The organism is Pseudonocardia sp. N23 (assembly GCF_002583555.1).
In the GTDB taxonomy this organism is placed as follows: Bacteria; Actinomycetota; Actinomycetes; order Mycobacteriales; family Pseudonocardiaceae; genus Pseudonocardia.
Genome location: NZ_BEGX01000112.1, coordinates 60,605 through 72,666, shown reverse-complemented (window position 1 = coordinate 72,666; position 12,062 = coordinate 60,605). Strand labels below are relative to the sequence as shown.

The following is a 12,062-nucleotide window of genomic DNA, read 5'->3' as shown; positions in this document are numbered from 1 at the left end:
GAGGTGACGCGGGTCTCCGCGCCCCCGGACGAACGACCCCAGCGAGGTAGCAGAGTGACCCTCTCCAGTGGCGACACGATCCCCGACGTGACCCTGACGGCGATGACCGACAAGGGACCCGCGCCCGTCAGCAGCCGTGAGGCGCTGGGCTCGGGGACGGTCGTGCTGTTCGCGGTACCCGGCGCGTTCACACCGTCCTGCTCCGACCAGCACCTGCCCGAGTACGTCCTGCGCGCCGACGACCTGCGGGCCAAGGGCGTCGACAAGGTCGCCTGCGTCGCGGTGAACGACGCCTTCGTGCTCGACGCGTGGGGCCGCTCCCGCGACACCGGCGACTCGGTCGTCATGCTCGCCGACGGCAACGGTGACTTCGCCAAGGCGGTCGGCCTGGAGCTCGACGCCACCGGCCTCGGCCTGGGCGTGCGGTCGCAGCGGTACGCCGCGGTGCTGCAGGACGGTGTCGTCCGCGACATCTGGGTGGAGTCGGTGCCCTCGGATGTCACCGTCAGCTCGGCCGATGCGGTGCTCAAGAGCCTCTGACGCGGTTCACTCCCGACGGCCGTCGGTCCCTCCGGGGCCGCCGGCCGTCGGCCCCGAGGCGTTGGCGGTCGCCGTGAGCTCGGGCTGGGTGGGCACACGCGCGGTCACGACGTCGAGCCTCCTGCGGCGCTTCGGGATACGTCTCCGTATTCGAACTCGCGAAACGGCCCCGGAAGGGTTACCCGCAGCGGCGGAATCGGTCGCGTGAAATCCTCTTCCGGTCGCCGCCGGGCCGTGGCAGTGTCGGCGAAATGGACGCGCGCGCGATTCGGCAGGCGTATCTCGACCTCCTGCGTGAACACCAGCACGTGGTGATCGAGCGCGCGCCGCTCGTCCTGCGTGACGACCCGACGACGCTGTTCACGGGCAGTGGGATGCAGCCGCTGCTGCCGTTCCTGCTGGGTGCCGAGCACCCCGCCGGCGCGCGGCTGGCCGACGTGCAGCCCTGCCTTCGGGCGCAGGACATGGACGAGGTCGGCGACAACCGGCACACGACGTTCTTCGAGATGCTCGGCAACTGGAGCCTGGGCGACTACTCGAAGGCCGAGCAGATCCCGATGGTGTGGCACTTCCTCGTCGACGTCGTGGGGCTCGACCCGGAACGCATCTTCGTCACGGCTTTCATCGGCGACGCGGAGCACGGGATTCCGCGCGACGAGGAGAGCGCCGACATCTGGGAACGGCTGTTCCGCGAGAAGGGGATCAGCCACGAGCGGGTCGACCTCGACACCGAGGAACACGGCAACGAGGTCGGCAACCAGGGGGCGCGGATCGCGTTCTACGGCCACAAGAACTGGTGGAGCCGGTTCGGCGGGCCCAACGACATGCCGGTGGGCGACCCGGGCGGCCCCGACTCGGAGATCTTCTACTTCTTCCCGCAGGTCGAGCACGACACCGCGTTCGGCCGCTACCCGCACCAGAACTCCGACGGCGGGCAGTTCATGGAGATCGGCAACTCGGTCTTCATGACGTTCAGGCGCACCGACGACGGCTTCGCCGACCTGCCCAAGCACAACGTCGACTTCGGCGGTGGGCTGGAGCGGATCGCGGCGTCGTCGATCGACAGCCCGGACGTCTACCGGGTCAGCACCTTGTGGCCCATGGTCGAGAGGCTGCAGAAGGTCACGGGCCGGACCTACGAGGACGCGACGACGGCGATGCGGGTCGTCGTCGACCACCTGCGCGGCTCGGTCTTCCTGGCCGCCGACGGGGTGAAGCCGAGCAACTCGAAGCAGGGCTACGTGATGCGCCGGCTGCTGCGCCGGGCGATGCGCTTCGGGCTCGACCTGGAGCTGACCGCGGGCGTGGCGGCCGACCTGGTCCCCGTCGTCGCCTCGATGTACGGCGACGACTACCCGGAGATCGCGGCGAAGGAGGCCGAGATCGTCGCGATCATCGCGAAGGAGGAGAAGCTCTTCGCGCGGACGCTGCGCAAGGGACTGTCGATGGTGCGCCGGCTGGGCCGTACCCAGCCCGCGATCACGGGCGCGAACCTGTTCGAGCTGCACGACACCTTCGGCATGCCGATCGAGCTCTCCGTCGAGGAGGCGCACCGCCACGGCATCGCGCTGGAGGACACCTGGCAGGCCGACTTCGACGCGCTGATGGACGCGCAGAAGGCCCGCTCGCGCGCCGCAGGCTGACCGCCGAGTTCGACGTGAGACTGCTTCCGGCCATGATCGAAGCAGTTCTCATGGCGTACTCGGCGCGGTGCCGGCGCGGCCTGTCGAGCCGGGGCTTCCGGGTGAGGAACGGCGGTCGGGCAGGAGTTCTCGTCGAAACGAAGAATGGGCCGCCCGCTGATACGGACAGCCCATTCTTCGACGTTGGTGGAGGACTCAGGAATTGAACCTGACGAGGCGTCCCAAGTACGCATCCCCCGTGTGCCACAAAAAGTACCGTGGTGATCGTCGACAGGCAAGGCCGTATTTCAGTGCTGTTCGTGTCCCCCTGATCGCGTCGCCGCGATCAGCTGCCAGGCGGTGGCGTCGGGCAGATAGGCGCGGGTGAGCGCGACTCCGATCCGGGGCAGGTCGGCCTCGTCGCGGAACGCCAGGTGCACCGGTTCGTAGCGGGGCTGGAACTTGGCCTTGAAGGCGTGCAGGGACCGGAAGCCGTAGAAGGGCTCCAGGGCCCCACCGAGCCGGTCGAGGAGCCGGTCGGTGCGGTCGAGCTCGGCCTGCGAGACGTCCCCGCGGGCCAGCGGCGCCCCGGACAGCGACACGAACGTCGCGCCCAGCTCCCGGAACTGCAGGCAGGCCGAGGCGATCATGAACTCCATGACGGACCGGAACCCGTCGGTGCGGCGGCGCATCACGTCGAGGGTCCAGCCGTGCACCTCGCCACCCTCGGAGTAGACGGGCAGCCACGACGTCACGCCGTGCAGGGAACCCGTCGCGTCGATCGCGATACCGACGCGCACCTTCGGGTCGAGCGCCTCGGCGACCCCGCCGAGGGTGAAGCCCATCTCCGGCAGCTCCTTGTCGCCCACCCACTCCTGCGAGATCGCCCGGACCTGGGCGAGGATCGCGTACGGCTGCTCGGCGAGCGTCACGAGCCGGAACTCGATCGACTCCTTGCGCGCCTTGTTCAGCGCCGACCGGACGTCCTGCCAGGACTTCCCCTTGAACTCCAGGCCCGGCAGGTCGATCAGGGTGTCCTCGGCGATCTGCACGGTGCGCCAGCCCGCCGCGCGGGCGGCGTCGGCGGCGGCGTCGGTGACCGAGAACAGGCAGGGGATGAGCCCGCCGCGCTCGGCCATCGTCGTGAACTCGGTGACCGCCTCGGCGATCGTCGCGTGCGGGACGACCGGGTCGGCCAGCGCGAGGGCGACACCGGCGTGGCGTTCGTAGCCGATGTATCCGCGGCCGTCGGCGGTGAACAGGTAGCGCATCGCGGGCCACGTCGTCATCCACGACATCGTCGAGCCGCCGACGGACTCCAGGATCGCCTTGGCACGCACCATCCCCTCGCCGCCGGCGTCGAGGGCGCCGACGCCGCCGGGGACCCGGCGCTTGAACGGCACCCGGAACGCCTGCCGGTTGACCACGACGAGCCCCAGCTGGGCCAGCCACAACAGCCCGCCCGCCAACGAGATCGGGGCACCCAGTGGCAGCTTGCCGGCGACGATCAGGGCCAGTGCCAGCACCGCGGCGGCGATGTTGAGCAACCCCAGCACGATCGTCGCCCACCAGGCCCAGCGCTTGCCGTTGCGCAACGCGTTGGCCACGAGTGCGATCAGCGCGAGCTCGACGAGGACGTCGGCGATCGGACCGGCCTCGCCCGTCGTGGCTCCGAACGGCCCGCGGCCGGGGAACAGCAGCACGACCAGCTGGGTGAGGCCGATCAGGATCAGGCCGCCGAACGCCGTCATGCGGGTCTCGCGCGGCGTCCGCGGGCCGAATCCGGGCTCGACGCCGTAGCGCCACTGCCCGATGAGGAGCCCCGCGCCGACGGCGAAGGCGTGCGAGACGTCGGACAGCGTGCCCTCGAACAGGAACGCCGCCGTCACGTAGAACCAGAGGACGGCCCGGACCCGCAGCCGCCACGGCGACCGCAGGGTCGCCGAGGTGACGGCGACGACCGTCAGCATCCCGGTGGTGAAACCGACGTCGCGGGCGCCTGCGAGCTCGCGCGCCCACACCCACGTCGTCATCGACAGCGCCCAGACCGCCAGCGACGCGACCAGCACACCGCCGACCTGGCCGACGACTGCGGTGACCACCGTCCGCCGGGTGCCCAGCCGCAGCTCGCACGACCCGACGAGCACGGCGAACAGCACCAGCCCGGTGACGTACTGGGCCGGGGTGATCGCGAACAGCCAGCCGGTGACGAGCGTCCAGATCCTGCCTTCGCGCAGGGCCGGGACACCGTAGGCGACCTGCGGGAACCACCCGGCCCGCCAGATCGGCTCCCAGATCGTCCGCACCGCGACGCCGACGACGAGCGTCAGCGCCACCACCGAGATCGTGAACGGGATGCGCCGCAACGCACTCGGTGTCGCCGCCGCCAGCCGGCTGGCCCATGCCTCGAACCCGCCGGCCTGCCCGGGCGTGACGACGGGAGGTGCGGCGGCGGTGGTCATCGCGTGAATCCCATCCGGGGGGAGAGGAAGTCGAGGGCGGGCACGAGGGTGGCCGTCGGGACACCCCACGAGTGGCCCTGGCCCGGGACGATCTGCGTCGTCACAGTCATCCCGGCGTTCTTCGCGGCCGTGGACACCTCGGTCATCCACTGCTGGGTCGTGGGCTCGTCGCCGCCTGCGGCGAAGAAGCCCCAGCTGTTCGGGTAGGTCTTCTGCGACAGCAGGGTCAGCGGGGTGAGCGCGTCGAACGCCGCGGTGTCGCCGTGGAAGGCCAGCTGGACCGTCTGGGTGCGGTCGGCGCTGATGGCGGGCTCGCGCTCGCCGGCCAGGTCGATGAACGAGGGGAACAGGTCGGGGTGCCGCGTCGCCATCTGGATCGAGCAGGTCCCGCCGAAGGACCAGCCACCGAACGTCCAGTGCGCGTGGTTGCTGTCGACGCCGACGTTCTTGGTGATCCAGTTGACGACGTCGACCGTCAGGTAGGTGTCGGCCTTCGCGATGTCCGAGTCCATGCACATCGAGTTGGCGTCGTCCGCACCGTTCGGGTCGACCACCACGGTGACGGGGGCGAGGCCGTCGTGCGCGGTGGCGAACCCGTCGAGCAGCTCCTGGAGCCGGCCGGACACGATCCAGTCCTGCGGGCCGCCGGGCTGGCCCGACACGAGGATCAGCACGGGCAGCAGCGGCGGGTTCGGACCCGAGTAGGCGGGCGGCAGGTAGATCCAGGCGGGACGGCCGGTGAACCCGGACACTGTGCCCGGGATCGGCGCGGACTCGACGCGGCTCTTGCCCGGGGTGCCCTTCCACCGGGTGGTCACGGGAGTCGTCTCCGACGCCGACCTCAGCCCGTTGGAGCCGGCGAACACCGACGGCTCGTCGCTGGACACCAGCGTGCCGACCGTCGGGTACTCCTCGAAGTACACGTTGATCTGCGACCCGACGGTGACGAGCGCGACGACGGTGCACACGATCGCGGTCACCTTTCGGCCCACCGACGACGCGACCATGCTCCCGACGCCGAGCACGAACACGCCGACACCGACCGCGATCCACAGCCGCACGTCGCCCGGCAGTGGCTCGGGGAGGACGTCGAACACCGTCAGGACGAGCCAGTTCAGCAGGAAGTACGTGAGCAGCGCGAGGACGGCGGCGATCGCGATCGTGATCACCGACGCCCGGCCGCCGCGCGCGAACAGCACGAACAGGGCGATGCCCCCGAGCACGAGCAGGACGATCGGGACCCACCCGTTGATCAGCGACAGGTCAGACACGACGCCACACCGCGAATCCGTCGGCACACATGATCGGTCACGTCCCCTCAGCGGTGGGTCGCGGTGCGAGCCACGACGGCGCGCACCGGCCGGACCGCCGCGCCGTGCCGGAGTGTCCGTACTCGGTTAGTCGCCGATGATGACCTTGGCGTTTCGCCCCGTTCGCGCGCGAGACCCCGGTGGGGTGATGCTGGGGGCGACCCGAGAAGGCCGCCCGTGACCAGACCCCCTTCCTCGTGGCCATACCCGTCGACGACCTCGCCGCCGCCCGCGCCTTCTACGGCGGGGTGCTCGGTTTCCCCGAGGGCCGGTCGGCGCAGCGGTGGGTCGACTCGGACATGGAGCAGCGCGGCGACGTCGTCGGAGCTCAGCACCAGCCTCGGCGCATCGTGGGCCGCCCGGGTGCGCCGGTCAACCGTCAGGTGATCTCCACGCAGTCGGCGGCGCAGGCGCCGTCGACGGGAACGGGTGCCGGTGCGGCGGCGGCCCGGTGCAGCACCGCCCGGGTCACCGCCACGGCGAGCTCGTCGTCGCCGACGACACCGGTGCCGTCGACGATCAGCGAGTGCCCGCCCGGGTCGGCCGGCGGCCACACCAGCGTCACCTCGGGCCGTATCGTCGCGTTGGCCCGGGTCCGCCTGCCGAGGTCGGACACCCGCAGCCGCCGCCCGTCCCACGTCGGCGAGACGGCGGTGACGTGCGGCCTGGCGTCGTCGCCGATCGTCAGGAGGTAGGCGAAGGCGAACCCGGTGAGGGTGCGGCCCAGTTCGTCGGTGGTGACGGCGATGCTCACCCCACCGATGCTACGACCCGCCCGACCACGAGCGGCCCGGCCACGAGCCGCTCAGCACAGCCGCGCCGGGTCGGTGACGTCGAGGGAGGCGGCGAGCGTCGTCTCCCGGCTCGTCTTGTCCGAGTAGGCCGAGATCGACCACACGAAGGGCCGGTTGCGGTAGATGAACACGACGAGGTCGACGGGCCGGTTGTCGGTGTCGGTGTAGCTCGTCAGGTACTCGTCTGCGCAGCCCTGGGTGTCCTGGCCGATCTTGTTCCACGGCGTCGTGAACTTGGCCTTGAGGGCGGTGAAGTACTCGTCGGGCGACGACGCCTTGTTCTTCATCAGCGACTGCGTGTACTGCGGCTGCGAGCAGATGATCGCCTCGACGTCGAGGTCGGTCAGGCCCGAGCCCTGCGTGCACTTCCTGTCCGGGTCGAGGAGGATCTCCGACGCCGAGTACGGGCTGGTGTAGCGCGCGGGCACGGTCGTCGTGACCCGGCTGGTGGTGGAGGTCGATGTCGTCGTCGACGACGTCGTCGTGCCGCCTCCGCCGCCTCCGCCGCCGTCGCGGACCAGCGCCCAGACGCCGACGCCCGCGCCGCCGAGGACCACCACGGCGGCGAGCGCCACCGCGATCCACTTCGCGCGCCCGGGCTTCTTCGACTGCCCGGTGTCGGCGAAGCCCTGCTGCCCGTTCGGGCCGGTGCCCCACGGCGGCTGCCCGCCCGACCGGCCCGCGTACCCGGCCTGGCCCGCGTATGCGCCCTGACCCGCCTGGGCCACCGGGGTGGTCGGGCCCGCGTGCGCCGGGCCGGGCTGGGCGGGACCCGCCACCACCGGCGGCACCGTCCCACCGCCCGCGAACTCCGGCCGCTGACCGCCCGGAACGGGCTGGCCGACGGTCGGCTGCGCGGCCGCCGCCGCGGACGCGGCACCGAGCGCGACGACCAGCTTCGGGTCGTCGAGCGTCGCGGGTGTGCGGCCCAGGACCGCGGCGAGGCGGCGCTGCACCAGCGGGATCAGCGACGTGCCGCCCGTCAGGTAGAAGCCCGCGAGGTCGTCGGGGCCCTTGGTGCCCGCGTCGGCGAGGACCGTCGTCGTCAGCGCGACGGCCCTGTCGATGTCCGGCGCGATGATCCGCTCGAACTCCTCGACGGTGATCAGCAGTGACGCGGTGCCCTGCACCGTCCGCACCGCGATGTGCGCCGACGGGTACTCCGACAACGCATGCTTGGCCGCCCGCACCTGGTCGCGCAGTGTCAGCCAGCCGGCGACCTCGTCGGGGGACTCGAGCCGGTCCGCGATGTCGGTGCGGCCGCTGCGGCGGAGCTCGGCGTCGACCCAGTCGAGCAGCCTGCGGTCGATGTGCTCGCCGCCCAGCTGGTCCTCGCCCGCCGACGCCGCGATCACGAACCCGGACTGCTCGCCCGGCTCGGTGCGCAGCACGGCGACGTCGAGGGTGCCGCCGCCGAAGTCGAACACCGCGATCCGGCGGCCCGCGGGCAGCCGCGTCGCCCGCAGGTACCAGCTCGCGGCCGCGACCGGCTCCGACAGCAGGCTCAGCCGCGTCGGCATCACCAGCTGCGCGGCCTGCGCGAGCTGCTCACGCCGGCGCGCCCCCCACGACTCCGGATGGGTCAGCACGACCTGGTCGGGCGGCGTGCCACCCGCCGTCGCGACCGCCCGCGTCGCGACCTGCCGCAAGACCGCCGCGACCAGGTTGACGACAGGAACCTGCCGGTTGTCGAGCCGGACCGTGTCGTCGCCGATGCGGCGCTTGGGTGTCGCCTCGAACCGGGTGGGCGCCGACATGGCCCGCGACGCCGCCGGCTGCCCGACGACGATCTCGTGACCCTCGACGAACACGCACGACGGCATCTGGTCGGCGTCGCTGCTCAGCCGCACCGAGCGGATCTCGCCGCCGGGCATGCGTACTGCGGCGACGGTGTTCGTCGTCCCGAAGTCGATCGACAGGATCCAGCCGCTCATCCGAGATGCTCCACACGTGCGGTTGCCGGGGTGGGGACGCTCACTCCGCCTCCACGTACACGATGACCTGGGCCGGACGGACGATCGCGCCGCCCCCGGCCCATCCGTGACGGACGACGTCGGCGACCGTCCCGACCTCGTCCGGCGACGCGGCCGGCGCCGTCCCGACCACCTCGGCGTGCTCCAGCGGGGCGCCGGGCGCCGGCACGACCGGGACGATCCCGGCGCGGCGCAGGACGTGCTCGAGATGCCGTTGCTGCGCCTCGTCGGCGGCGAGGTCGTGAGCGCCGATCATGCCGTCGACCAGCGCGGCCTCCCGGGCACCGGGCCGGGGCGGGGCCATCGGCGGCGGCCCGGCCGGGACGGCGACCGGGACCGGTCCCGTACCCGGATCGGGTCCCCGCGCAGCGGCGGCGGCCGGCGGCCCGGCCGGCACGTGCGTGCCACGGCGCGGCGCCGACAACCGGCCACCCAGGAACGCCAGCACCGCGAGCACCACCGCGCCCAGTAGGATCCACAGCCAGCCGAGACCACCGGTCGACTCGGCCGCCGTCGGTTCCGGCTCGCCACCGATCGTCGCGACCGGTGACCGCGCGGCACCCGTCGGCTCCGCCGGCAGGACCCCGCGCGACGCACCCGTCTCCGCGACCGACGGCTCGCCCGGCATCCGCGGTTCACCCGCGAGCGGGCCCTCCGGCGGCACCGTCTGCACCGTGATCTGCGGACGTTCGGCCACCCCGGCGAGCCGGCTGCTCTCGACGGGTGCGCCCTGCAACGGGACGCCCTGCTGTTGCGCGCCGGCCGTCGCCCGGCCGATCGGGTCCCCGCCGCCGCAGGCCGCGACGAGCCCGAGGGCCGTGGCGGTGACCAGCACCGCCACGGCCCTGCGGACCGGGTGAAGCGACTTCTCCACGCCGTCTCCTCCTACGCCCCGCTGCCGGGCCCGGGCACTGACACCGTCACCGTCACCGTCACCGGAAGCATCGCCCACGGCCCGGTGAACACCGCATCGAGCCCCTCACCGGACGCAGCCGCCCCACCACCGGCGACGCTGCCCGCACCGCCGGCGCCCCCCGGGCCGTCGGTGAGCGCCGCGGCGGGCTCGTCGCAGGTGATCATCTCGTAGCGGCTGTCCGCCCACGCGTCCATGAACACCTCGATCGGGACCTCCTCGAGGTTGCCGCTCGGGTTCCCCGGGTCCGACAGGAGCACCACACCGCGGTCGTAGTCGATACCGGCGACGACGACGGCGTGGTCGAGGACGTGGTCCTCGCTCGCCTCGCCGTACCAGACCTCGCCGCTGTCGATCGTGATGATCACCCCGCGGCCGTCGGCCAGCGCCTGGTCCAGTGCCTGCAGCGCGTGGTCGCCGATCAGCTCGTGGGTCAGCTCCACCGGGATGCCGTAGGCCTCCAGGAGCGTCACCGCGTTCTCCGACGTCATGCCGGGCACACCGTCGGCACCCACCGACCACAGCTGCAGCTGGTTCGCGCCCTGCACGATCGCCATCTCGTCGGGCAGCGCCTCGCCGGTGTAGACCGAGACGATCTGCGCGACGCTCGCCGGCATGCAGAACCCGTTGACGGCCTGCTGGAACCAGACCTGCGCGAACTCCTCCGGGTCGCCCACGACCCGCCCGTCCTCCACCGGAGGTGGTGGGGTGTCCGTGGCCGTGCCGTGGTGGGTGCCCGCCGGGTCGAGCGCGGCCGTCACGCCGGGCAGCACCGCGTCGAGCTGGGCCTTCGTCATCGTCTCGTAGCGGTCGGCCATGCCGTCGCCGTCGTCGTCGTAGCCGACGGTGAACGTGCCGGCCGCGTCGCGGGTGATCGTCGTGTCGAGGTCGCCGTCGCCGTCGAGGTCGACCACGACCGCGTCGGGCGTGCCGTCGGAGTCCGCGTCGACCAGCCGTCCCTCGACGCCGGGCGCGATCTGCACCAGCGATCCGTCGCCGGGGCCGGTACCGCCGTCGGTGAAGCCCGAGCCGTCCGCCGGGACGGTCTCGTAGGTGTCCGGGACGCCGGCGTCGTGCAGGGTGCCCGGGTCGAACACCTCGGTGCCGTGGCCGGACCAGGTGTCGACGCCGCCGTCGTGCGTCGTGTCCATCGGGTCGTTCATCACTCTGCTCGCTCTCGCGTCGACCGGATCGGGACGGGGTCAGACGTTCACGCCGCCGGAGCCGGAGCCGGATCCGCCGCTGCCCGAGCCGCCGCGCGGGTCGAGGGCATCGGCCAGCCCGGGGACGGCCTGGTCGAGCTGGGCGCGGGTCGCGGTCTCCTGCCGGTCGATCCGGCCGTCGCCGTCGTCGTCATAGCCGATCACGAAGCCGCCGTGGCCGTCGGGCGCGACCATCGTGTCGAGCGTGCCGTCGCCGCTCATGTCGATCAGCACGGCGTCGAAGGTGCCGTCCTCGTTCTGGTCGACCGCGACGGCCTCGATGCCGGGCGCGATCTGGAACGACACCGCGTCGGTGACACCGTTCTCGTTCGTGTCGAGCTCCTGCGGGTCGGAGGGCGAGCCCACGACGCCGTCGGACACCGTGTGGTTGCCACCGCCACCGCTGGCCGGGTCGAGCACGTCGGCCAGGCCGGGGACCGCGGAGTCGAGCTGCTCGCGGGTGATCGGCTCCTGCCGGTCGACCTGCCCGTCCTCGTCGTCGTCGTAGCCGATGACGAAGTCGCCCTTGCCGTCGGCCTTGATCATCGTGTCGATCTTGCCGTTGCCGTCGAGGTCGATCATGACGACGTCGGGCGTGCCGTCCTCGTTCACGTCGACGATCAGGCCCTGCACGCCGGGCGCGAGCTCGACCACGACGGTGTCGTCGATGCCGTTGTCGTTGGTGTCGTGGACGACCGGGCTGCCGCCGCCGCTGCTGTCGGTGGTGTCGGACACGGTGCCGTTGTGGCCACCGGTGCCGGACGGGTCGAGGACGTCGGCCAGGCCGGGGACCGCGGAGTCCAGCTCGTCGCGGCTGAGGGTGCGGGTGTCGTCGGGGCGGCCGTCGCCGTCGGTGTCGATCGAGACGACGAAGTCGCCCTTGCCGTCGGCCTGGATCGCCGCGTCGTAGGTGCCGTTGCCGTCGAGGTCGATCAGGACGACGTCGGGCGTGCCGTCCTCGTTCACGTCGACGATCGCGCCCTGCACACCGGGGGCCAGCTCCACGACGATCGTGTCGTCCACGCCGTTGTCGTTGCTGTCGACGACCTGGTAGCCGCCCGATCCCTGGCCGCCCGAGTCGTAGCTGCTGTCGTCGTGCGTGCCGCCGTCGGAGTAGCCGGGGTCGGCGTAGTCGCTGCCCTGGTCCGACGCGGGAACGATCGCGGTGTGGTCCTCGGTGAAGGTCGGGTCGCTCATCGCCGGCTCCGTCTCGTCGTGTCTGCGGTGGCCCGCGTTGCGCGGACGG

Annotated in this window: 9 protein-coding genes; 2 read left to right on the top strand and 7 right to left on the bottom strand. The window is 72.2% G+C overall.

The window, feature by feature from the left end; all coding sequences use genetic code 11:
* The first annotated feature begins 54 nt into the window (after window positions 1-54).
* Window positions 55-540 carry a peroxiredoxin gene (locus TOK_RS24205; protein WP_098960293.1) on the top strand — a complete coding sequence of 162 codons (486 nt, stop codon included), beginning with the start codon at window positions 55-57 and terminating at the stop codon, window positions 538-540.
* Window positions 541-791: 251 nt separating this feature from the next.
* Window positions 792-2,183, top strand: a complete 1,392-nt coding sequence (locus TOK_RS24200) for an alanine--tRNA ligase-related protein (protein WP_098960292.1) — start codon at window positions 792-794, stop codon at window positions 2,181-2,183.
* Window positions 2,184-2,470: 287 nt separating this feature from the next.
* Here the strand turns inward: TOK_RS24200 and TOK_RS24195 are convergent, their stop codons facing one another.
* From TOK_RS24195 to TOK_RS24160, 7 genes are all read right to left on the bottom strand, one after another.
* Window positions 2,471-4,624 carry a bifunctional lysylphosphatidylglycerol flippase/synthetase MprF gene (locus TOK_RS24195; protein WP_098960291.1) on the bottom strand — a complete coding sequence of 718 codons (2,154 nt, stop codon included), beginning with the start codon at window positions 4,622-4,624 and terminating at the stop codon, window positions 2,471-2,473.
* Complete coding sequence (locus TOK_RS24190) at window positions 4,621-5,895, bottom strand: alpha/beta hydrolase-fold protein (protein ID WP_098960290.1); 1,275 nt, start codon at window positions 5,893-5,895, stop codon at window positions 4,621-4,623. The genes TOK_RS24195 and TOK_RS24190 overlap by 4 nt, the downstream gene beginning before the upstream one ends.
* Before the next feature lie 418 nt (window positions 5,896-6,313).
* Entirely contained in the window at window positions 6,314-6,688 is a 375-nt protein-coding gene (locus TOK_RS24180; RefSeq protein WP_172457746.1) for a pyridoxamine 5'-phosphate oxidase family protein, read from the bottom strand.
* A 51-nt stretch (window positions 6,689-6,739) separates the two neighbouring features.
* A complete protein-coding gene (locus TOK_RS24175) occupies window positions 6,740-8,662 on the bottom strand; it encodes an Hsp70 family protein (RefSeq protein ID WP_098960289.1) in 1,923 nt (640 codons plus the stop codon).
* 40 nt (window positions 8,663-8,702) lie between these two features.
* Window positions 8,703-9,575 carry a nucleotide exchange factor GrpE gene (locus TOK_RS24170; RefSeq protein ID WP_098960288.1) on the bottom strand — a complete coding sequence of 291 codons (873 nt, stop codon included), beginning with the start codon at window positions 9,573-9,575 and terminating at the stop codon, window positions 8,703-8,705.
* Between the two features lie 11 nt (window positions 9,576-9,586).
* Window positions 9,587-10,777 carry a BtrH N-terminal domain-containing protein gene (locus tag TOK_RS24165; RefSeq protein ID WP_098960287.1) on the bottom strand — a complete coding sequence of 397 codons (1,191 nt, stop codon included), beginning with the start codon at window positions 10,775-10,777 and terminating at the stop codon, window positions 9,587-9,589.
* Window positions 10,778-10,816: 39 nt separating this feature from the next.
* The gene (locus TOK_RS24160) at window positions 10,817-12,013 is read right to left on the bottom strand and encodes a hypothetical protein (protein ID WP_098960286.1); all 1,197 of its coding nucleotides are present in this window, start codon (window positions 12,011-12,013) and stop codon (window positions 10,817-10,819) included.
* Window positions 12,014-12,062 lie beyond the last annotated feature (49 nt).

Excerpts from the sequence above, each read along its gene's own strand:
- TOK_RS24160 (WP_098960286.1), bottom strand. The coding sequence starts at position 12,013 with ATGAGCGACCCGACCTTCACCGAGGACCACACCGCGATCGTTCCCGCG.
- TOK_RS24165 (WP_098960287.1), bottom strand. The coding sequence starts at position 10,777 with ATGAACGACCCGATGGACACGACGCACGACGGCGGCGTCGACACCTGG.
- TOK_RS24175 (WP_098960289.1), bottom strand. The coding sequence starts at position 8,662 with ATGAGCGGCTGGATCCTGTCGATCGACTTCGGGACGACGAACACCGTC.
- TOK_RS24195 (WP_098960291.1), bottom strand. The coding sequence starts at position 4,624 with ATGACCACCGCCGCCGCACCTCCCGTCGTCACGCCCGGGCAGGCCGGC.
- TOK_RS24200 (WP_098960292.1), top strand. The coding sequence starts at position 792 with ATGGACGCGCGCGCGATTCGGCAGGCGTATCTCGACCTCCTGCGTGAA.